Annotated in this window: 18 protein-coding genes and 1 tRNA gene; 4 read left to right on the top strand and 15 right to left on the bottom strand. The window is 59.4% G+C overall.

All coding sequences use genetic code 11. From position 1 onward, the window contains the following. Positions 1-129: 129 nt before the first annotated feature. Both L8I05_RS23860 and L8I05_RS23855 read right to left on the bottom strand, forming a co-directional pair. Positions 130-576, bottom strand: a complete 447-nt coding sequence (locus L8I05_RS23860; RefSeq protein WP_078734923.1) for an Lrp/AsnC family transcriptional regulator — start codon at positions 574-576, stop codon at positions 130-132. 71 nt (positions 577-647) lie between these two features. Then, positions 648-1,157, bottom strand: coding sequence for a hypothetical protein (locus tag L8I05_RS23855; RefSeq protein ID WP_242171764.1), 510 nt, complete (start codon positions 1,155-1,157; stop codon positions 648-650). 306 nt (positions 1,158-1,463) lie between these two features. Between L8I05_RS23855 and L8I05_RS23850 the strand changes: the two genes are divergently transcribed. Next, positions 1,464-1,865 (top strand): type II toxin-antitoxin system HicB family antitoxin, encoded by a 402-nt coding sequence (locus L8I05_RS23850; protein ID WP_242171763.1) that lies wholly within the window; start codon positions 1,464-1,466, stop codon positions 1,863-1,865. Between the two features lie 48 nt (positions 1,866-1,913). Here the strand turns inward: L8I05_RS23850 and L8I05_RS23845 are convergent. The 5 genes from L8I05_RS23845 to rpsU form a co-directional block, all read right to left on the bottom strand. Continuing rightward, positions 1,914-1,990: transfer RNA gene (locus L8I05_RS23845), tRNA-Ile, on the bottom strand. Between the two features lie 17 nt (positions 1,991-2,007). Further along, positions 2,008-5,751, bottom strand: a complete 3,744-nt coding sequence (locus L8I05_RS23840) for an EAL domain-containing protein (RefSeq protein WP_177017944.1) — start codon at positions 5,749-5,751, stop codon at positions 2,008-2,010. 135 nt (positions 5,752-5,886) lie between these two features. After that, positions 5,887-7,737 (bottom strand): RNA polymerase sigma factor RpoD, encoded by a 1,851-nt coding sequence (gene rpoD, locus L8I05_RS23835; RefSeq protein WP_242171762.1) that lies wholly within the window; start codon positions 7,735-7,737, stop codon positions 5,887-5,889. Positions 7,738-7,804: 67 nt separating this feature from the next. Then, the gene (gene dnaG, locus L8I05_RS23830; protein WP_242171761.1) at positions 7,805-9,775 is read right to left on the bottom strand and encodes a DNA primase; all 1,971 of its coding nucleotides are present in this window, start codon (positions 9,773-9,775) and stop codon (positions 7,805-7,807) included. 443 nt (positions 9,776-10,218) lie between these two features. After that, positions 10,219-10,434, bottom strand: a complete 216-nt coding sequence (gene rpsU, locus L8I05_RS23825; RefSeq protein WP_002551877.1) for a 30S ribosomal protein S21 — start codon at positions 10,432-10,434, stop codon at positions 10,219-10,221. A 203-nt stretch (positions 10,435-10,637) separates the two neighbouring features. On the opposite strand from rpsU, the gene tsaD reads away from it, so the two are divergent. Beyond that, positions 10,638-11,663 carry a tRNA (adenosine(37)-N6)-threonylcarbamoyltransferase complex transferase subunit TsaD gene (gene tsaD / locus L8I05_RS23820; RefSeq protein WP_119737664.1) on the top strand — a complete coding sequence of 342 codons (1,026 nt, stop codon included), beginning with the start codon at positions 10,638-10,640 and terminating at the stop codon, positions 11,661-11,663. A gap of 33 nt (positions 11,664-11,696) precedes the next feature. Here tsaD and plsY read toward each other — a convergent pair whose 3' ends face one another. Next, entirely contained in the window at positions 11,697-12,266 is a 570-nt protein-coding gene (plsY, locus tag L8I05_RS23815; protein ID WP_242171760.1) for a glycerol-3-phosphate 1-O-acyltransferase PlsY, read from the bottom strand. A 72-nt stretch (positions 12,267-12,338) separates the two neighbouring features. On the opposite strand from plsY, the gene folB reads away from it, so the two are divergent. Together folB and folK are read left to right on the top strand one after the other, a co-directional pair. Next, a complete protein-coding gene (folB, locus tag L8I05_RS23810; RefSeq protein WP_177017945.1) occupies positions 12,339-12,692 on the top strand; it encodes a dihydroneopterin aldolase in 354 nt (117 codons plus the stop codon). Further along, positions 12,683-13,201, top strand: a complete 519-nt coding sequence (gene folK, locus L8I05_RS23805; protein WP_242171758.1) for a 2-amino-4-hydroxy-6-hydroxymethyldihydropteridine diphosphokinase — start codon at positions 12,683-12,685, stop codon at positions 13,199-13,201. The genes folB and folK overlap by 10 nt, the downstream gene beginning before the upstream one ends. A 148-nt stretch (positions 13,202-13,349) precedes the next feature. On the opposite strand, the gene L8I05_RS23800 is transcribed toward folK, so the two are convergent. The 7 genes from L8I05_RS23800 to apaG all read right to left on the bottom strand — a co-directional run bounded on the left by L8I05_RS23800 (position 13,350) and on the right by apaG (position 21,365). Beyond that, positions 13,350-14,579: a multifunctional CCA addition/repair protein gene (locus L8I05_RS23800; protein WP_242171756.1), complete on the bottom strand. Its 1,230-nt coding sequence runs from the start codon at positions 14,577-14,579 to the stop codon at positions 13,350-13,352. A 63-nt stretch (positions 14,580-14,642) separates the two neighbouring features. Next, positions 14,643-16,208, bottom strand: a complete 1,566-nt coding sequence (locus L8I05_RS23795) for a SpoVR family protein (RefSeq protein WP_159960367.1) — start codon at positions 16,206-16,208, stop codon at positions 14,643-14,645. Then, complete coding sequence (locus L8I05_RS23790) at positions 16,205-17,476, bottom strand: YeaH/YhbH family protein (protein ID WP_003194735.1); 1,272 nt, start codon at positions 17,474-17,476, stop codon at positions 16,205-16,207. The genes L8I05_RS23795 and L8I05_RS23790 overlap by 4 nt, the downstream gene beginning before the upstream one ends. Positions 17,477-17,589: 113 nt before the next feature. Then, on the bottom strand, positions 17,590-19,512 hold the full coding sequence (locus tag L8I05_RS23785) for a PrkA family serine protein kinase (protein ID WP_003194732.1): 1,923 nt from the start codon (positions 19,510-19,512) through the stop codon (positions 17,590-17,592). A gap of 285 nt (positions 19,513-19,797) precedes the next feature. Continuing rightward, positions 19,798-20,127: a thiosulfate sulfurtransferase GlpE gene (gene glpE, locus L8I05_RS23780; protein WP_242171754.1), complete on the bottom strand. Its 330-nt coding sequence runs from the start codon at positions 20,125-20,127 to the stop codon at positions 19,798-19,800. Between the two features lie 9 nt (positions 20,128-20,136). Beyond that, entirely contained in the window at positions 20,137-20,985 is an 849-nt protein-coding gene (locus tag L8I05_RS23775) for a symmetrical bis(5'-nucleosyl)-tetraphosphatase (protein WP_242171753.1), read from the bottom strand. Then, entirely contained in the window at positions 20,985-21,365 is a 381-nt protein-coding gene (gene apaG / locus L8I05_RS23770) for a Co2+/Mg2+ efflux protein ApaG (protein WP_069551974.1), read from the bottom strand. Before apaG ends, L8I05_RS23775 begins: the two co-directional genes overlap by 1 nt. Positions 21,366-21,523: the final 158 nt, after the last annotated feature.

Here is a 21,523-nt window from a genome sequence, read left to right as displayed (position 1 = left end):
ACTCGGCGGGTTGTGGCCCGTTGAGTATAGGAAAAGATGGCAGCCAGTTTAGGGAGCGTAGCGTTCGTTATTAAGACGCAATGTGTCGTCGGATTGAACTGTTTTTAGTCAAAGTGACGAAGTAGGCGGTCAGATTGGTTGGCCGCGATCTAATTTGTTACTGAGGATGATCGACGTGGTGGTTTTCTCCACGCCGTCGACACTGCCGATCTGGTCCAGCAACTGATCCAGCTGCTCCGGCGAATCGGTGCGCAGCCACGCCACGTAATCAAACTCGCCACTCACCGCACACAACTGCTGCACCTGCGCCATGGCACTCAGCCTGCGCAGCACTTCCTTGCCCGAGCGCGCTTGCACGGTAATCCCCACATAAGCCTGCAAACCCCCATCGACCACACGCTGGCCGAGGCGCACGCCGTAGCCGGTAATCACCTGGGTTTTCTCCAGGCGTGCCAGTCGCGACGTCACCGTGGTGCGCGCAATACCCAGTTGCCGGGCAAGCATGGCCACGCTTTCGCGAGCGTTGATCTGCAAGGCGGCGATCAGTTGGCGATCGATTTCATCGAGGACGGGCAAGGGCAGGGCTCCAGAGCGGGCGGCAATGGGTCGCCATGTTACAGGCTTGTGCCCGCGCTGGATGGGTGTGACTAGGGCAACTTGCACACTTTTGCGGCAGCGGGATCGTTAGGGATAAACGAATCCGGCGCGCCAGCCTTGAGTACCGCGTAGCCACGACGCCATGGCTGGTCATCAATCAGGTTCCAGCGATGCCCTGAGCCGGTGTTGTCTTCAGCGACCAGCACTTCACCGGGGTGCAAGGTGAACGTCTCGCCGCCACGGGTAGCGAATGCCAGCGTGCCGGAGAGTGTCATGACGTACTGCGGCTCGGGGTCGTTATGCCAGCCGTAAGCCGCATGCGCAGGGGTTGTCTTGAAATGAATGGCAGTCACGTCGTTGCGCTGGGTCTGGTCGATGGTGCCTTCCAACACGTGCGAGGCGTTGTCTGCGCCAGTGCAGAGTTTGTACGCCTTGATGGTGGCCGGTGCAGGCGTTGCTGCGTGTGCGCAGTTCAGCGTTGCAAGGGTGATTGCGAGAGCGTCTGCGGTGCGCAGGCTGAGGGCAAAAAAGGCGTGGGGTGATCGGTTGGATTGAGGCATGGAGCCTGGTGTCCTCGTGCTGGTGCGGGTGGCCGAGCATGGTCTGTGCCGTAGCAGTTGAGGACAATTAACAAATCTTTCATTGCTTGTAACGTCGCGACTTTTCGCGCGGAAGCCGCCCTTAAAATCGAGGCACAAAAACTGACAGATGTTCGCTGGCAGAAAAACTCTTTACATCGTCATCATCGCGGCACATGAGCCCGGCCAAAGGCACCTTACACAGTATTTTCAAATCAGCAGGTCTCAAGTGATAAGACTGGCCGACGAGTTGGATGAGCCCCTTAGAGTTCGTTCGGAGGTGGAGCGATGAAATTCCCAGTGGTAGTACATAAAGACGCCGATTCGGACTACAGCGTGACGGTCCCTGATGTACCTGGTTGCTTTTCGGCAGGCTCCTCGTTTTCCGAAGCGTTGGATAATGTCCGGGAGGCGTTGGCGTTGCATCTGGAAGGGCTGGTTGCCGACCAGGAAAAACTTCCCCAAGCACAAGAGGTCGATGCTCATCTGGACAATCCGGACTTTTCCGGTGGTGTCTGGGCGATAGTCGACTTTGATCTCACGCCGTACTTGGGTAAGTCGGTGCGCTTCAATGCCTCTCTGCCGGAGCAGTTGCTGCACCGCATTGATGAGCGTGTGCAGAAGGATCACCGCTATGCATCGCGGTCAGGCTTTTTGGCGACGGCGGCGTTGCGTGAGTTGTCTGTGTAAGTCGAACGCCAGACACGCAAAAGCCGCGCAATGCGCGGCTTTTTTGTTTGGTGGGCCCACACGGACTTGAACCGTGGACCAAAGGATTATGAGTCCTCTGCTCTGACCAACTGAGCTATAGGCCCTTGTAACAGGTCGCGGATTATAACGACGGTTTCCCCGCTGTGCCATCCGAAAAGTCTGAAACCCTCATATGAAGAAATGTCGCGGCAAAAAGCTCGGGCGGCAGGGGCAGGCTGACGATGTAGCCTTGCATCTGTTCGCAGCCTTCGGCGGCGAGGAAGGCCTGTTGCGCGGGGTTTTCCACGCCTTCAGCGATGATGGTGAATTGCATGCTGTGGCCCAGGGCGATGATGGCGCGCACGATGGCGGCGTCGTGAGGGTCGTCGGGCAGGCCGCGTACGAATGACTGATCGATCTTGAGGAAGTCCAGCGGCAGGCGTTTGAGGTAGCTGAGGGATGAATAGCCGGTGCCGAAATCGTCAATTGCCAGTTGCACGCCGAGGCGTTTGAGCTGGTGCAGCACTTCCAGGGCTTCTTCGGCCTGGCTCATGATGAAGTTTTCGGTGATCTCCAGTTGCAGGCAGCCGGGTTCCAGGCGGTAGTCGCGCAGGAGCTGCTCAATGCGCCCGAGCAGGTTGGGGTGACGCAGTTGCGCGCCAGCGAGGTTCACCGACAGCGGGCCGAAATCATCGAAGACGGTTTGCCAGGCGTGCAGTTGCCGGCAGGCCTGTTCCAGCACCCAGTCGCCAATTTGCAGGATCATGCCGTTCTCTTCGGCGAGGGCGATGAAATGCTCGGGCGGCACGTCGCCGAAGGTGGGGTGGTGCCAGCGGATCAGGGCTTCGGCGCCGATCAGTTCCTGGGTCGCCAGGCTCAGCTTGGGTTGGTAATACAGGCTCAATTCTTCACGTTCGATGGCGCGGCGCAGTTCGTGTTCCAGGGCCACGCGTTCGTTGGCTTGGGCGGTGAGGTCGCGGGTGTAGCTTTCGACGCGGTTGCGGCCCTTTGCCTTGGAGCGGTACATCGCGGCGTCGGCATTTTTGACCAGCGTGGCGACGTCAGTGCCGTCCTGCGGGTACAGGCTGGTGCCGATACTCGCGCTGATAAAGAACTCGTGCTCACCGGCCTGGAAGGGCGGGGTAAAACAGGCGAGCAGTTTGTTGGCCAGGTGTTCGGCGTCGCTGGCGTGTTGCAGGCCAGGCAGCAGGATGATGAATTCGTCGCCGCCCAGGCGCGCTACGGTGTCGACGTCACGCAGTTGGTCCTTGAGGCGCACGGCGATGTCCTTGAGCAGCAGGTCGCCGATGGGATGGCCGAGGCTGTCGTTGATGTGTTTGAAGCGGTCCAGGTCGAGGAACAGCACGGCGCCTTGGTTACCGCTTTCCTGCTGGCCATTCAGTGCCGCCTGCAAACGGCTTTCAAACAGGGTGCGGTTGGGCAGGCCGGTCAGTGGGTCATGATGCGCCTGGTAGTCGAGCCGCGCCTGGGCGTGCTTGAGGCTGGAAATGTCGGCAAACACGGCGACAAAGTGGGTGATCAATTGCTCGCGGTTGCGCACGGCACTGATGGTCAGCCAGCTGGGGTACAACTCGCCGTTTTTGCGGCGGTTGGAGATCTCACCCTGCCAGTGGCCCTGGGCGGTCAACTGGTGCCACATGGCCGCATAGAACGCGCTGTCATGCAGGCCGGAGGCGAGCAGGCGCGGCGTGCTGCCCAGCGCTTCGGCTTCGCTGTAGCCGGTGATTTCAGTGAAGGCACGGTTGACGGCGCTGATGTTCTGCCGAGTGTCGGTGATCAATACGCCTTCGGCCGTACTTTCAAATACCGTCGCGGCCTGTTGCAGTTTTTCCTGCATGAACTGGCGTTCGGTGATGTCCCGAGCAATGGTGAGCATGCAATCTTCATCGCCGATGGGCAGTGGGCGGCTGGAGACTTCGCAGAGGCGAATCTGGCCGTCGTTGCGGCGTATATGGCAGACGAAATCGCGCACAAACCCGTCGCGCTGCATCAGCTCAAGCATGTGTTTGCGTTCGTTGAGGTCGACCCAGATGCCCAAGTCCAGGGTGGATTGGTCGAGCGAGGTTGCGCTGGTAAACCCGGTAATCCGGCTGAAACCGTCGTTCACTTCAATCAGCAGACCATCGCGTTGGCGGCTGAGCAGCAAGCCATCGGGTGAGGCATGGAAGGCCTTGGCGAATTTCTCTTCGGAGGTTTGCAGCTGTTGCTGGGTTTCCTTGAGCTGGGTGATATCACGCACCACCACCACCAGGGCCTCGGTGGTGTCGAGTTGGAACGGCTCCGCCGAAATCAGGCCGGTAAAGGCCTGGCCGTTGCTGCGCCGAAACGGCATTTCGAGGTTGCGGATGCTGGTGGTTTGCACGCGTTGCAGCAGGTCGGGGCCGACGCCTTGAATGCCCCAGATATTCAGTTCGGTGGCGGTTTTGCCCACGACTTGTTCAGCGCTCAAGCCAATTTGGTCTTCAAAAGCCTTGTTGACCTCCAGCAGGCAGCCATCGGACAGCCGCGCAATTACCAGGATGTCCGGGCATTGCTGGAACACCGAGGCAAATTTCTGCTCGGAAAGCTGCAGGGCCTCTTCTGTGCGTTTGGCTTCGCTGATATCGATCATCAGGCCGCGCAGCACCGGCTCGTGCCCGTGCTCGATAAGGCTGACAATGTCGCGCACCCACAGGCAGCGGCCATCGGCGGTGATCACTCGATAATCGAGGCTGTGGTCGCGGTTGGCGCGGGTTTCGCGGTAGCAATAGGCTTCGGCGCGCGTCAGGTCGGCGGGGTGGATGATGTTGCGCCAGAAACCGGGGATCAGCCAGTGCGCGCGGGGGTAGCCGAGCAGGTCTTCGGCATGGGGCGACACGTAGCTGTAGGTGAAGTCAGTGATGCTGGCTTCCCAGGCGATGGCGGACAGGCTCTCCACCAGGCCGCGATAGTGGTATTCACTGCTGCGCAGTTCCTGCTCAAGGGCGACCCGTCGGGAAATTTCCGAGCTGAGTCGGCGATTGATCCGAATCACGATGGCCAGCACAGTGCTCAACAGCAGCACGGCGGGCAGGCCGTACATCAGCAGGTCGGCCCAGAACGTGCGGTGATCGGTAAAGCTGCCGACCCAATGTTGCTGGATCGCGTCGGTTTCGTCTGAGCTGAGGTCGGCGAGCACCTTGTCCAGGATGCCCACCAGCATTTTCTCATCGCGCGGTACGCCCATCGCCAACTGATAGCGGTAGGGCGTTTCGCCGCTGACGTATAAACCATCAAGCTTGAGTTGGCGCAGGCTCCAGACGCTGGAGGCAAGATCGCCTACGACCGCATCCACTTCATCGGTGGCCAGCGCCTGCAGAGTCGAGCTGACGTTGGGCATGGCCACCAGGTTGAGATCCGGGTGGTGGGTGCGCAGTAATTCATGCGGTGCGTAGTTTTCCACCACAGCAATCTTGAGACCGTACAAATCCTTCAGGTTGCGCGGTTTCGCGCCGCCTTCATGGGCGAGGATGACAATCGGGAAATCCAGGTACGGGCGCGTGAAGGCCAGGAAACCCTGGCGCTCCGGGGTGGACATGATGCCGGGCAGCAGGTCGAGCTGGTTGTTTTTGGCCTGCTCGAGCACGGCGGTCCAGTTTACGGGCTCGATCAGTTTGATCCTGACGCCCAGGCGGTCCTGGATCAAGCGCACGTAGTCGGCGGCCAGGCCTTGATAACGGCCATTTTCGTCACGGTATTCGAAGGGTGGCCAGGAGGCATCCACCCCAAGGCGCAGCTCCTGATGGTCCGCCAGCCAGCCACGCTCTTCATCGGTGAGAGTCAACGCGCCAGCCGTTGCGGTCCAGGTCAGCAGCGACAGCAGTATCACGGTCGGCAGTCTGGGCATAACGGTCTCGTTATGGCACGGGGAATGTTTCGAGTGTAGACGGGCATTGCGGGGGAGGGGTGTTGCGCGGCAGTTAATCTATAGAAAGTAGTTTGCAGAATGCAAAACCCCCGGCCTGGGCCGGGGGTTCTGGTATCACTCGTCGAGGAAGGAGCGCAGATGCTCGCTTCGCGTCGGGTGGCGCAACTTGCGCAGCGCCTTGGCTTCGATCTGACGGATCCGCTCACGCGTCACGTCAAACTGCTTACCGACTTCCTCAAGGGTGTGGTCGGTATTCATGTCGATGCCGAAACGCATGCGCAGTACCTTGGCTTCACGGGCAGTGAGGCCGGACAGTACGTCGCGAGTCGCTTCTTTAAGGCTCTCAACAGTGGCGACATCGATTGGCGACTGCATGGTCGAGTCTTCGATGAAGTCACCCAGATGGGAGTCTTCGTCATCACCAATCGGCGTTTCCATGGAGATCGGCTCTTTAGCAATCTTCAATACCTTGCGGATTTTATCCTCAGGCATTTCCATGCGTTCGCCCAACTCTTCCGGGGTCGGTTCGCGACCCATTTCCTGCAACATCTGCCGGGAAATACGGTTGAGCTTGTTGATCGTCTCGATCATGTGCACCGGAATACGGATGGTGCGGGCCTGGTCGGCGATCGAGCGAGTGATCGCCTGACGGATCCACCAGGTGGCATAAGTCGAGAACTTGTAGCCGCGACGGTATTCGAACTTGTCCACAGCCTTCATCAAGCCGATGTTGCCTTCCTGGATCAGATCGAGGAATTGCAGGCCACGGTTGGTGTACTTCTTGGCGATGGAGATCACCAGACGCAAGTTCGCTTCAACCATCTCTTTCTTCGCGCGGCGGGCCTTGGCCTCACCGATCGACATGCGACGGTTGATGTCCTTGATTTCAGCAATCGTCAGGCCGGTTTCAGTCTCAAGCGCAGTCAGCTTCTGCTGGCAACGGATGATATCGGGCTGCAGACGACCAATGGCTTCGGCATATTTCGCCTTGCCTTTGGCCAGCGCGTCGGTCCAGCTTTCGTCAACTTCGTTGCCCGGGAACTGGCGCAGGAAGTCGGCGCGCGGCATACGTGCATCACGTACACACAGCTGCATGATTGCGCGCTCTTGGGCACGCAGACGCTCAAGGGCACTGCGAACACGCTCAACCAGGCCTTCGAATTGCTTCGGCACCAGCTTGATTGGCATGAACAGCTCAGCCAGGGCGATCAGCTCGGCGATTGCCTGCTTGTTGCCACGACCGTGCTTTTTCAGGGCCTTGCGGGTGATTTCCATTTGATCGGAAACCGCACCGAAGCGCTGGGCAGCGATGATCGGGTCCGGGCCGCTTTCGACTTCTTCTTCGTCGTCGGTGCTGGCTTCAGCCTCGTCGTCATCAGTTTCGTCGTCAGCTTTCGCGGTTTTCGCACCCACAGGCGGCGGTACTTCGGCGGCGGGCGGCGCAATGCCGTCATCCGGGTCGATGTAACCGCTCAAGACGTCGGACAGGCGACCGCCTTCGGTGGTGACGCGAGTGTACTCGGACAGAATATGGTCAACCGTGCCAGGGAAGTGCGCAATTGCGCCCATCACTTCACGGATGCCTTCCTCGATACGCTTGGCGATTTCAATTTCGCCTTCGCGTGTCAGCAACTCGACCGTACCCATTTCACGCATATACATGCGCACAGGGTCCGTCGTGCGACCGATATCGGTCTCCACTGCTGCCAACGCTGCTGCTGCCTCTTCGGCTGCAGCCTCGTCAGTATCGGCGTCGGCCAGCATAAGGGAGTCCTTATCTGGCGCAGCTTCGAATACGTTGATCCCCATGTCGTTAATCATGCGGATGATGTCTTCCACCTGCTCTGGATCTGAAATATCCTCAGGCAGGTGGTCGTTGACCTCCGCGTAAGTCAGGTAACCCTGCTCACGACCGAGAACGATCAACTCTTTGATACGAGACTGCTGTTGCGCTTTTCCGGACATAACACCCTATCCACTGAAGGTCTTGGCGGGCAAAAAACAAGCCGAGGATTATACCCGAGCTATGACCTCACACGCCAGCTGAGGTCGGGTTTGATGCGGAAACATTCTGTTTTAAGAGGTCGCGCATCTGTTTTGCTATCTGAATTTGCTCTTCAGCCGATAATCCCGGCTGTCTTGCTCTCTTGATGAGCTCGTCGAGGGTCTGCGTGTGCTGACCCGCAGATAACCTAGTAATGGTGTCTAAAAATTGTTGTTCAAGGTTATCGCCGTCAATTAGCCACTCCTTTTCTGCGAGTGCTTTCAACAGGCGGCCTTGTTCGGTGCCATGCCAACGAGCCATCAACTGAATTGAGTTTAGCTTAGGATTTTTCTGTACCGCCTCGATCAAGGCGATCAGCACCTGAGCATAGGTGTTGCTTTCGTTGGCAAAATGATCGGCGCTCTCAACTTTCTTGGCCAATTGCGGGTGGTGGATCAGCGTGCGCAACGCAATCAGCGTCGGGGCTTCCACCGCCACTGGCGTGCGTGGCGCATAGGCTTCATCGCGATCACCGCGCTTGCCGTTCTTGCTCCAGGGCTTCTTGTCCCATTTCTTGCCGCCGGCGCCGGGCTTCTTCGGTGTCCACTCCTGCTGGGGCGTGTAGGCCTCCTGCGGTTGGTGGAAGTCGGAATAGTCCGGCATGGCGTCGTAATCCATGCCCGGGTCGTACGCCGGTGGCGCCTCTTGCGGCGCGTTGTGCACCAGCTGGCTGACGGCTTCGCCGCTCAAACCGGTAATTTCCAACAAGCGCATGCGCATCAGTGATTTCAGATTGGCGCCCGGCACTTTGTCGATCAACGGTGCCGCGAGGGTGGCCATATGGGCCTTGCCTTCGAGGGAGCGCGGGTCGGCTTCTTCGGTCAATTGCTGGAAGAAATAGTCCGCCAGCGGCTGCGCGTGTTGATTGATGCGCGCGCGGAATGCGTCGGTGCCTTCGGAGCGCACCAAGGTGTCCGGGTCTTCGCCTTCCGGCAGGAACAGGAAGCGCGCGCGGCGCCCGTCCTGCAGGCTCGAGAGCGTCGCTTCGAGCGCCCGCCAGGCGGCGTTGCGGCCAGCCTGGTCACCGTCGAAGCAGAACAACACGCTGGGCACCACGCGAAACAGGCGCTTCATATGTTCTTCGCTGGTCGCGGTGCCCAGGGTGGCCACAGCGTTACGCAGGCCTTGCTGGGCGAGGGCGATTACGTCCATATAACCTTCAACCACAATGATTTCATCGAGGTTGCGATTGTTTTTGCGCGCCTCGAACAAGCCGTAGAGTTCCTGACCCTTGTGGAACACCGGGGTTTCCGGGGAGTTCAGGTACTTGGGTTTGTCGTCCCCCAGCACTCGGCCACCGAACGCGATGATCCGGCCGCGGCTGTCGCGGATCGGGAACATCACGCGGTCGCGGAAACGGTCGTAGCGCTTGCCGGTCTCGGCGTTTTCCACCAGCAGGCCGGCGTCGATCATGGCCTTTTGCTGCAGGGTGTCGCTGCTCAGGTGCTTATAGAGGTTGTCCCAGCCCGGCGGCGCGAAACCGAGGCCGAAGTCTCGGGCGATTTCACCGGTAAGGCCGCGGCCCTTGAGATAGTCAACAGCGGCCTTGCGCTGCGGATGGCTTTTAAGCGCCTGGCGATAGAAGTCGGCAGCGGCCGTCAGCAGCGGGTACAGCGGCGAATCAGTGGGTTGTCGCGGTTTGTGCGCCCGGCCACTTTCTTCGCGAGGGATTTCCATGCCGGCGGCTTTGGCCAGGTCCTCGATAGCCTGGGGGAAGTCCAGGTTGTCGTGGTCCATGAGGAAGCCGAGGGCATTACCGCCTGCGCCGCAGCCGAAGCAGTAATAGAACTGCTTGTCGGGGCTGACGCTGAACGATGGGGTTTTCTCTTTGTGGAACGGGCAGCAGGCGGTGTAGTTTTTGCCGGCTTTTTTCAATTGCACGCGCGAGCTGACAACATCGACGATGTCGGTGCGGTTCAGAAGGTCGTCAATAAAGCTCTGGGGAATTAGCCCGGCCATGGCGTTCTCGTCATCACTGCGTGTCAATGAGGCCCGCGAAGTGCTCGGGCGCGCAAATTATGCGGCTCGATCAACTGTCGTCTGCTTGGGCTGTCAGGGAGTGTATCTGCCGAACATTCACTGACGTTAATTTCTATCAGTGTTCGGCGTGGAAATGTTGCCCGGGCGTCCGGTGTTGGCCAATGGCGGGCCTCGGAAACGCATCGTTGGGCACAGCCGACACAGTTGATCGTCTGCTTGAAGAATGAGTGTGCTCGTCAGTAGCCTTGTTAGGCTCGTCAGAAGAGACGTGCACCGCTGGCAAAAGAGCCAGTCCTGACGTGTGAAGCAGTGTCTCGGTCGCGTGTGCGGCGTCGACGGTGAAGCATCAAGCGATATCCGCAAATGCCAATAGCCCGGCTGAGGGCCGGGCTTGGCAGAAGCTTGCTACGTAAGTCTGTGTATTAGTACAGACGAACGGCGCGGCGCTGCTCGCGCTGAACTTTCTTAGCGTGACGCTTAACAGCGGCTGCTGCTTTGCGCTTACGCTCAGAAGTTGGCTTCTCATAAAATTCGCGGCTACGAACTTCAGCCAGAACACCGGCTTTTTCGCAGGAGCGCTTGAAACGACGCAGAGCTACGTCGAAGGGTTCGTTCTCTTTTACTTTGACGGCTGGCATCCAGAGCTACCTTCTTTCATTACCGGGAATCAACGTTCTCGTCGCAAAAAATTCGCGGCTGAGGTCGTCGGTTTTTAAGGGTTGCGGATGTTAACCCCTCATTGCCCGGAATGCAAAGCCTCTGATCGAAAACCGCTAGTCGGGAGGGGGAGTGGCGACTATTATGCGCGCCTTCGAATTCAGCCTCTACAAGGCGCAAACCCATGCTAGTACTGGGACTTGAAACCTCCTGCGACGAAACCGGTGTCGCACTTTACGACAGTGAACGCGGGCTTTTGGCCGATGCACTGTTCAGTCAGATCGACCTGCACCGTGCCTATGGCGGCGTGGTGCCGGAGCTCGCCAGCCGTGATCACGTCAAGCGCATGCTGCCGTTGATTCGCCAGGTGCTGGACGAGGCCGGCTGCGTGCCGACCGAGATCGACGCGATTGCCTATACCGCCGGCCCCGGATTGGTCGGAGCCCTGCTGGTTGGGGCTTCTTGCGCCCAGGCGCTGGCATTCGCCTGGGGCATTCCAGCCCTCGGCGTGCACCACATGGAAGGCCATTTACTGGCGCCGATGCTGGAAAAAACACCGCCACAGTTCCCGTTCGTCGCTTTGTTGGTTTCGGGTGGGCATACGCAGCTGGTTCAGGTCGACGCGATCGGCCAATACACACTGTTGGGCGAGTCCCTGGACGATGCTGCCGGTGAAGCGTTCGACAAGACCGCGAAGATGATGGGCCTCAATTACCCCGGTGGTCCGGAAATCGCCCGCCTTGCAGAAAAGGGCGTGCCGGGCCGCTATACCTTCCCGCGCCCGATGTGCGATCGCCCCGGTTTGATGTTCAGCTTCAGTGGTTTGAAAACCTCCGCGCTGAACACCTGGCAGCAGAGCGTCAGCGCCGGGGACGACAGTGAGCAAGCCCGTTGCGACATCGCGCTGGCGTTCCAGCAGGCCGTGGTGGAGACTTTGACCATCAAGTGCAAGCGCGCCCTGAAACAGGCGGGCATGAAGCGTCTGGTGATCGCAGGCGGCGTCAGCGCCAACAAAGCCTTGCGCACCTCGCTGGAAAAAATGCTCGGCGACATGCACGGCGATGTGTTCTACGCGCGGCCTGAGTTCTGCACCGATAACGGTGCGATGATCGCCTATGCCGGTTGCCAGCGCCTGCAGGCCGGGCAGCATGAAAGCCTGGCGATCAGCGTGCAGGCACGCTGGCCGATGGAGCAGCTGTCACCGTTGTAAGTGCTCTGCGTGGGCCGGGCGCACCCGACGTATTTAAAAATGCCGTTCGCGCCCGGCAAACAGGTCGCGTAAATTGCCGCGGTGGCGCCAGACGATCAGCAGTGTCAGCACGCTCATCGGCAACAGCGCCGCTGGCGCCTGCCAGGCCAGCAGCGGCAGGGTGAGCGGTGTGGCGATCAACGCGGCCAAGGAGCTGGTGCGAGTCAGGTAGAACGTCAGCAGCCAGGCCAGCACGGCCAGCAACGCGGCGGGAGGGTAAATCCCCAGCAGCATGCCGGCTGCCGTGGCGACACCCTTGCCCCCGCGAAAGCGGAAGTACAGCGGGAACAGATGGCCGAGGACGGCACACACGCCCACCCAGGCCTGCTGTTGCAGGGTAAGGCCGGCCAGATTGGCGATCAGTACGGGCAGAAGGCCTTTGCAGAGGTCGCCGAGCAGTGTCAGTACGGCGAGTTTCTTGCCGGCCAGGCGCAACATATTGGTGGCGCCGGCATTGCCTGAACCACTCATTCGCGGGTCGGGGTTTCCCGTCAGGCGGCTGAGCAAAATGGCGAAGGACAGCGAGCCGAGCAGGTAGGCGAGAATCGCCAGTGACCAAAACATGCTAACTATTCCGGGCGAGGACGCCCTGATTCTAACGGGGCATCGCGCCCTTGTCGTGCTGCGGAGAAGAGCTTGGACAGAGTGTTTATCGAAGGCCTGGAAGTCGACACCGTGATCGGGGCCTACGACTGGGAGCGCGGCATCAAGCAATGCCTGCGCCTGGACCTGAGCTTCGCCTGGGATAATCGCCCGGCTGCGGCCGGTGACGACCTGACGTTGGCGCTCGATTACGCCAGCGTATCCGCGCGTATCCAGGCCTTTGCCGAGCTGTCCCAGTACCAACTGGTGGAAACCTTCGCCGAACGCCTGGCCGAAGTGTTGATGAGCGAATTCCAGATTCCCTGGCTGCACCTCAAGTTGACCAAGCCAGGCGCCGTGCCGGCAGCCAAAGGCGTGGGCGTGGAGATCGAGCGCGGATGTCGCTAACTCAGGTTTACCTTGGCCTTGGCAGCAATATCGAACGCGAGCCGCATTTACGCGCTGGCCTGGATGCGTTGGCGAGCTTCTTGACCGATGTACGCTGCTCGCCGGTGTTTGAAAGCCAGCCGGTGGGCATCAAGAGCGGGCCGTTCTTCAACCTGGTGGTGTCGGCCTATACCGAGCTGCCGTTGATGGAGCTGGATCGCCGGTTGAAATTCATCGAGGCCGAGAATGGCCGTTATGCGCCGGACCGCAAAGGGCTGCCGTTGGATATCGATGTGCTGCTGTATGGCGACCTGGTGGGCAATTTCGACGGATTGATCCTGCCACGTGCGGAGATCCTGAAAAACGCGTTTGTACTGTGGCCGTTGTCGCTGATGGCACCGGACCGTGTGCATCCTGAAGCGGGGAAGACCCTGGCTGAGCTGTGGCGCAATTCGCAGATCGATCAGGTATTGGCGCCTGTTGCTTTTGAGTGGCAGGGCCAGCAACTGACGCCGACGATTCTCCTATAGCCGCCGATTCTCTTGGCTCGACCGGATTCAAATGTGGGAGCGGGCTTGCCAACGAAAGCGGTGCGTCAGTCACCATCAATGCTTGTTGGGCCGACGTCTTCGCGGGCAAGCCCGCTCCCACAGGTTTTGCATTGGAAAAGCTCGCCTGCTAGGCGTTAGGCTGTTCCTTGTAGGCCTTCAGCGCCTTGAGCCTTTCGCGTTTGAGCGCTTCGCCCAGTTCCGGGCCTTTAAAACCTTTCTCCAGCAGTGGCGCCACCGCTACTTCGCGCGCAACCTTGGCCGCGCCGCGCAAATAATCCGCCTGTGGATAACTTCGCTGCTCAAAGCCTTTGCGGCCGCGCGCGTCCATCTCACACGCCACCACAAATTCCTCAAAGCGCTGGGGCCGGCGATACACGTCAAAACTCTGCAGCAACTCCAGCAATGTCGAGGCTTTCAACTCCAGTGCACGATGGCCGTGGGTGTGATATTGGCCCACCAATAGCGCCAGTTCCTGGCAATCCCTCGGCACTTTGAAACGCTCGTTGACCGCCTTGATCGGTATCAAGCCCGTATGTTCATGAGCAATGTGCTGCGGTAACTTATCCACAGGCGTCAGGCCTTTGCCCAGGTCGTGCAGCAAGCAAGCCCAACGCACGGTGAGCGGCTGTTGATGCAGGGCGGCCTGTTCCAGCACGCTCAAGGTGTGCACACCGGTGTCGATTTCCGGGTGATGAGCCTCGGGCTGCGGCACGCCGAACAGTGCGTTCACTTCCGGCATCAGGGTTTTCAGTGCATCGCAGTCACGCAGCACTTGGATAAACACCTGAGGCTGATCTTCCATCAGCGCCCGGGAGATTTCTTTCCAGCTGCGCTCCGGGGTCAAGGCTTCCAACTCGCCGGATTCACTGAGCTGACGCATCAGCTCCAGCGTCTCAGGTGCTACGGTGAAGCCAAGGTGTGCGTAGCGCGCCGCAAAGCGGGCAACGCGCAGCACACGCAAAGGATCTTCGGCGAACGCCGGCGAAACGTGGCGTAGAACGCGGGCTTCCAGATCACGCTGGCCATGGTACGGGTCCGTCAAGTTGCCGTCGTCGTCCTCCGCCATGGCGTTGATGGTCAGGTCGCGGCGAATCAGGTCTTCTTCCAGCGTGACCTCGGGGCTGGCGTGAAACACAAAGCCGCCATAACCCCGGCCACTCTTGCGCTCGGTGCGGGCGAGGGCGTATTCGTCACCGTTTTTCGGGTCGAGGAATACCGGGAAGTCAGCGCCCACCGGCTTGTAGCCCTTGGCGAGCATTTCTTCAGTGGTCGCGCCAACGACAACGCGGTCGACGTCGGTGACCTTGATGCCAAGCAGGCGATCACGCACCGCACCGCCGACTTTATAGATTTTCATGAAAAAGCCTCCATTAGCGGCACAGGATACCTCCTGTGCCTGACCAATGGAGGCTTTGCTGTTTCAGAGATGAACGACGGCCAAGTCCAGGCGGCCGTAGTCGTTGTCGTTGTGATCGCTGCGCGGTGGCACATGGTGAGTCTTCATCACCTGGTCGCCCTGCAGGGTTTCCAGATGAATGTCGAAGCCCCACAACCGATGCAGGTGCTTGAGCACTTCCTCAGTGGATTCGCCCAAGGGCTTACGGTCGTGTTGCTGGTGCCGCAGGGTCAGCGAGCGGTCGCCGCGCACATCGATGCTGTATATCTGCACGTTGGGTTCGCGGTTGCCCAGGTTGTACTGCGCCGCCAGGGTCTCGCGAATGGCGCGGTAGCCGGGCTCATCATGGATGGCCGGCACCACCAGGTCGTCCTTGAGGTCGTCGTCCATGATGCTGAACAGCTTGAGGTCGCGAATCACCTGGGGTGACAGGTACTGCAGGATGAAACTCTCGTCCTTGAAGCTGCTCATGGCGAACTTGATGGTCGACAACCAATCGCTGCCGGCGATTTCCGGGAACCAGCGGCGGTCCTCGTCGGTGGGGTGTTCGCACATGCGCCGAATGTCGCGGTACATCGCAAAGCCCAGCGCGTAAGGGTTGATGCCGCTGTAATACGGGCTGTCGAAGCCCGGCTGGAACACCACGCTGGTGTGGGAGGTGAGGAACTCCATCATGAAGCCGTCGGTGACCAGGCCTTCGTCGTACAGGTCGTTCATCAAGGTGTAGTGCCAGAACGTGGCCCAGCCTTCGTTCATCACCTGGGTCTGGCGCTGCGGATAAAAGTACTGGGCGATCTTGCGCACAATACGCACGATTTCGCGCTGCCATGGCTCCAGCAGCGGTGCGTGTTTTTCCAGGAAATACAGGATGTTTTCCTGAGGTTCGGCCGGGAAGCGTGCATTGTCCTTGTCGCTGTTTTTCCCGGTTTTCTTGGGGATAGTGCGCCACAGGTCGTTGATCTGTTTCTGCAGGTGTTCCTCGCGTTCCTTCTGGCGCAGGCGCTCTTCCTCGGCAGAAATCGGGTACGGGCGTTTGTAGCGGTCCACACCGTAGTTCATCAGCGCATGGCAGGAATCGAGCAGGTCTTCCACCGCATCGATACCGTGGCGTTCCTCGCATTGCATGATGTACTGCTTGGCGAACACGAGGTAATCGATGATCGAGCTGGCATCCGTCCAGGTGCGGAACAGGTAATTACCCTTGAAGAAGCTGTTGTGCCCGTAGCAGGCATGCGCCACCACCAGCGCCTGCATGCAGATGGTGTTTTCCTCCATCAAGTAGGCAATGCACGGGTCGGAATTGATGACGATCTCGTAGGCCAGGCCCATCTGGCCACGGGTGTAGGACTTCTCAGTACTGAGGAAGTGTTTGCCGTAGGACCAATGGTGATAGCCCAGCGGCATGCCGACCGAGGCGTAGGCATCCATCATCTGTTCGGCGGTGATCACTTCGATCTGGTTGGGGTAGGTGTCCAGGGCATAACCCGCCGCGATGCGGCTGATTTCCCGGTCATAGGCCTGGATCAGTTCAAAGGTCCACTCGGAGCCGGTGGAAATGGGTTGGCGCTTATGCTCTTTTTTGGCGGTCATGTCACTAACCTGCGCTGGAAGAGTTCACGGAAGACCGGATAGATATCGCCGGCCGAGACCAGTTGCTGCTGGGCGAAGGTGTCGGCAAACGCTTCGCCGATACGCTCATATTCGAACCACAGGGCCTGGTGCTCACGGGGGGTAATTTCGACGTAGGTGTAGTACTGCACGAACGGCATGATCTGGTTGATCAGGATGTCGCGGCAGATGGGCGAGTCGTCGTTCCAGTTGTCGCCGTCGGAAGCCTGGGCCGCGTAGATGTTCCACTCATTGGCCGGGTAGCGCTCGGCCATGATCTCCTGCATCAGTTTCAATGCGCTGGAGACGATGGTGCCGCCGGTTTCCCGCGAGTAGAAGAACTCTTCTTCGTCCACTTCCCGGGCGCTGGTGTGGTGGCGGATGAACACCACGTCGATCTTGTCGTAATTCCGCTTTAGAAACAGGTACAGCAGGATGAAGAAGCGCTTGGCGATGTCCTTGGTCGCCTGGGTCATCGAGCCGGACACGTCCATCAGGCAGAACATCACCGCCTTGGAGCTTGGGTTGGGTTGCTTGACCAGCAAGTTGTATTTCAAGTCGAAGGTGTCGAGGAACGGCACGCGGTGAATGCGTGCGCTGAGTTTCTCGATTTCCGCCTCGATTTCCTGGATATCGCCGAAGTTGTCCGGCTCTTCGCGTTTTAAACGCGCCAACTCTTCCTTGGCTTGCTTCAGTTTGGCGCGGCTGCTGCCCGACAGGGCGATACGCCGGGCATGGGCCGAGCGCAGAGTACGGATGATATTGATCCGCGACGGGTTGCCCTCGTTGCTGATCCCTGCGCGTACGGTCTTGAAGGTATCGGTGCCGGTCAGGTTGCGTTTGACCAGGTTGGGCAGCTCCAGGTCCTCGAACATGAACTCGAGGAATTCTTCCTGGGTGATCTGGAACACGAACTCATCCATGCCCTCGCCGGAATTGCCCGCCTTGCCTGGGCCTTTACCGCCGCCACCGCCTTGGGGGCGCTGGATATGTTCGCCGGTGGTGAATTCCTTGTTGCCGGGGTGCACGACGGTCTGCTTGCCACCACGCCCGTGGTGCAGCACCGGTTCGTCGATGTCACGTCCGGGAATGCTGATTTGCTCGCCATGTTCCATGTCGGTGATGGAACGGCGGCTGACGGCCTCTTCAACGGCCTTTTTGATGTGGTCACGGTAACGCCGCAGGAAACGCTGACGGTTTACCGTGCTCTTGTTCTTGCCATTGAGGCGTCGGTCAATCACATAGCTCATGGGGAGCCCTCCGGGCAGCTTCACATTACAAGCTTCAAGCTGCGAGCTGGAAGCCTAGAGACAAGCGGTCAGCTGCCAGGCCCAGGGCCCGGCAGCAAACGCCCGTCGCTGCCTTACTGTGATTTACGAACCCGCAGGTACCACTCGGAGAGCAGGCGTACCTGTTTGTCGGTGTAGCCACGCTCGACCATTCGAGTGACGAAGTCGTTGTGTTTTTGCTGGTCCTCCTTGCTGGCCTTGGCGTTGAAGCTGATGACCGGCAGCAGATCCTCGGTGTTGGAGAACATTTTCTTCTCGATGACCACCCGCAGCTTCTCGTAGCTGAGCCAGGTGGGGTTCTTGCCGTTGTTGTTGGCGCGGGCGCGCAGCACGAAGTTGACGATTTCGTTGCGGAAATCCTTCGGATTGCTGATGCCTGCCGGTTTTTCGATTTTCTCCAGCTCCTCGTTGAGGGCCACGCGGTTGAGGATTTCGCCGGTTTCCGGGTCGCGGTATTCCTGGTCCTGAATCCAGAAGTCGGCGTACAGCACGTAGCGGTCGAAAATGTTCTGGCCGTACTCGCTGTAGGACTCCAGGTACGCGGTCTGGATTTCCTTTCCGATAAACTCGATGTAGCGCGGTGCCAGGTATTCCTTGAGGAAACGCAGGTAGCGCTCGCGGGTTTCGGCCTGGAACTGTTCCTGCTCGATCTGCTGTTCCAGCACATACAGCAGGTGCACCGGGTTGGCGGCAATTTCGTGCGGGTCGAAGTTGAAGACCTTGGAGAGGATCTTGAACGCGAACCGGGTGGACAGGCCGTTCATGCCTTCGTCCACGCCCGCAGTGTCGCGGTATTCCTGGATCGACTTGGCCTTGGGGTCGGTGTCCTTGAGGTTTTCGCCGTCGTAGACGCGCATCTTCGAATAGATATTCGAGTTCTCAGGCTCCTTGAGGCGCGACAGTACGGTGAACTGGGCGAGCATCTTCAAGGTGTCAGGCGCGCAGTGGGCCTTGGCCAGGGAGCTGTTGAACAGCAGCTTGTCGTAGATCTTGATCTCATCGCTGACCCGCAGGCAGTACGGCACCTTGACGATGTAGATCCGGTCGATGAAGGCTTCGTTGTTCTTGTTGTTGCGGAAGGTGTGCCACTCCGATTCGTTGGAGTGGGCCAGCAGGATCCCGGTGAACGGAATCGCGCCCAGGCCTTCGGTACTGTTGTAGTTACCTTCCTGGGTGGCGGTGAGCAGGGGGTGCAGCACCTTGATCGGTGCCTTGAACATCTCCACGAACTCCATCAGGCCCTGGTTGGCCCGGCACAGCGCGCCTGAGTAGCTGTAGGCGTCGGCGTCGTTCTGTGGGAATTCCTCGAGTTTGCGGATATCGACCTTACCCACCAGTGCCGAGATGTCCTGGTTGTTCTCGTCCCCCGGTTCGGTTTTGGCCACGCCGATCTGGTTGAGAATCGACGGGTAGAGTTTCACCACCCGGAACTGGCTGATATCGCCGCCAAACTCGGCCAGGCGCTTGGTGGCCCATGGCGACATGATGGTGTTGAGGTAGCGCCGTGGGATGCCGAAGTCTTCTTCGAGGATCGCGCCATCTTCCGTGGCGTTGAACAGGCCCAATGGCGACTCGAAGACCGGTGAGCCCTTGATCGCGTAGAAGGGCACCTTCTCGATCAGTTGTTTGAGCTTTTCGGCCAAAGACGATTTACCACCGCCGACGGGGCCGAGCAGGTAAAGGATTTGTTTCTTCTCTTCCAGGCCTTGGGCGGCATGGCGGAAGTAGGAGACGATCTGGTCAATGCATTCTTCCATGCCGTGGAAGTCTTCAAAGGCCGGGTAGCGGCGGATCACCTTGTTGGAGAATATTCGCGACAGGCGCGAATTATTGGCGGTTTCCACCAGCTCCGGTTCACCAATCGCCAATAGCAGACGTTCGGCGGCAGACGCGTAGGTACTGCGGTCCTGTTTGCACAGCTCGAGATACTCTTGCAGCGTGAGTTCTTCCTGCTGTGTGGACGCGAAGCGTTGTTGGAAGTGGCTAAAGATACTCATGACGTCGTCACCTCGCTCGATACGTGGAGCCGACGCCGGGTCAATCAGTCGATGCTGGCAGTCATTGGTGATCAACCAATGGCCGTTTTCCCCCCAAACACCCTGAAACGCTACCGATGACCCGCACGCCGGTGTACCGGCTCTCCCCTGATTCGGATGGCCTGCGCTTAAGGATAGTTCGGAATCCGGGAGGTCAAGGCGGGATACGCAATTAGTTTGGCTGCGCCGTTCGTCAGAAACGGCGCGAGCCCAAGCGTCACGCGGGGTAGCGGGGTGTGAAAAAAATTATTGCGAATCGCTGGAGGCAATTTCTGACGGATAGATCGAACGCCACAGCTCAAAGCCGCCGTCCAGGCTATAGACGTCGGAGAAACCCTGGCTGATCAGATAAGCGGCCGCGCTCTGGCTGGAGTTGCCGTGGTAGCAGGCCACGATCACCGGCGCGTCGAGGTCGGCGGCGCGGATGAAGTCGGCAATGTTGTGGTTGTCCAAATGCTGCGCGCCACTGATGTGAGCGTTTGCATAGGTCGGCTGATCGCGGATGTCGACGACCACGGCACCTTGCTTGCGCAGGGCCAGGGCTTCTTCAGGGGGGATACGTTTGAATTCGCTCATGGCGGGCTCCTATGGCTTGGCGGCCGGCAGTGTAACGGGAAGGGTAGGTTCGCACTGGCAGCTCAGGCGCTCGCCGGTGTCGATGTTCAAAAGGGTCATGGCGCCGCCCCACACGCAACCGGTGTCGAGGGCAAACACGCCGGTTTCTTCGCACTTGCCTTCAAGGGCTGCCCAGTGGCCAAAGATGATCTTTGTGTCACGGGTCTTGCGTTCCTTGTGCGCGAACCAGGGCTTGTAGCCGGGCAGCGCGGTGTCGGCGCCTTCCTTGCTCTTGAGGTCGAGCTTGCCTTCGGCGGTGCAGAAACGCATGCGGGTGAAGTAGTTGGTGATCACGCGCAGGCGGGCGACGCCGGTAAGGTCGTTGTCCCACTTGACCGGCTCGTTGCCGTACATGCCGTCGAGGAAGGCGGTGTACAGGTTGTCATCGGCCAGGGCGCTCTCGACTTCGGCGGCACACTTGAGGGCTTTCTTCAGCGTCCACTGCGGCGGGATGCCAGCATGCACCAGGGCCATATTGCGGCCTTCGTCGTAATGCATGAGTTTCTGTTGACGCAACCACTCCAGCAGCTCGGCGCGATCTGGCGCTTCGAGAATTTCGCGCAGGGTGTCGGCCTTTTTCAGGCGCTCGATGTTATCGCCGACTGCCAGCAGGTGCAGGTCATGGTTGCCCAGCACACACACCAACGAGTCGCGCATCTTATAAAGAAAGCGCAGGGTTTCCAGGGACTCGGGGCCACGATTGACCAGGTCACCCACCAACCACAGGCGGTCGCTTGCCGGGTTGAACGCCACGCGCTCGAGCAAACACTTGAGGGGCGCCAGGCAGCCTTGCAGGTCGCCGACCGCGTACGTCGCCATCAGTGCAGGGCTCCCGGCACTGCGAGACGGAAGGGCGCGATGATGGCGTCGAACAGTTTGCCGTCAGTGGCTTTCATCTGATACGAGCCCTGCATGGTGCCGACCTTGGAGGTCATCACTGTGCCGCTGCTGTAGGTATGGCTGGCGCCAATGTCGATCAACGGTTGCTGGCCGACCACACCGGCACCGCGCACTTCCTCGACCTGGCCGTCGCCATCGGTGATTACCCAGTGGCGCGACAACAGCTTGGCCGGCACCTGCCCGTTGTTCTTCACCGTGATGGTGTAGGCGAAGGCGAAACGGTTGTGTTCGGGTTGCGATTGGTCCGCGAGGAAGCGGGTGACGACGCTGACGTCGATCTGGTAGCGAGGATCGGACATGCAAGAGGCCTTAAAAGCAAAAGCGGAGGACAGCAGATGCGGATCAGTCTAGGCCATCAACAGGGCACTAGGCCAGACATGCTGTCTGGCCTTTAGAGAGCAACGGCCTGACGAGAGCTTTCAGTACGACGCAGGACAAATGTGGGAGCGGGCTTGCC

Source organism: Pseudomonas sp. MONT-RG-20F-20-E-7-02, from assembly GCF_022662395.1.
Lineage (GTDB): Bacteria > Pseudomonadota > Gammaproteobacteria > Pseudomonadales > Pseudomonadaceae > Aquipseudomonas.
Note: the sequence above shows the minus strand (reverse complement) of the source record. Positions and strands in the feature narration are given on the sequence as shown.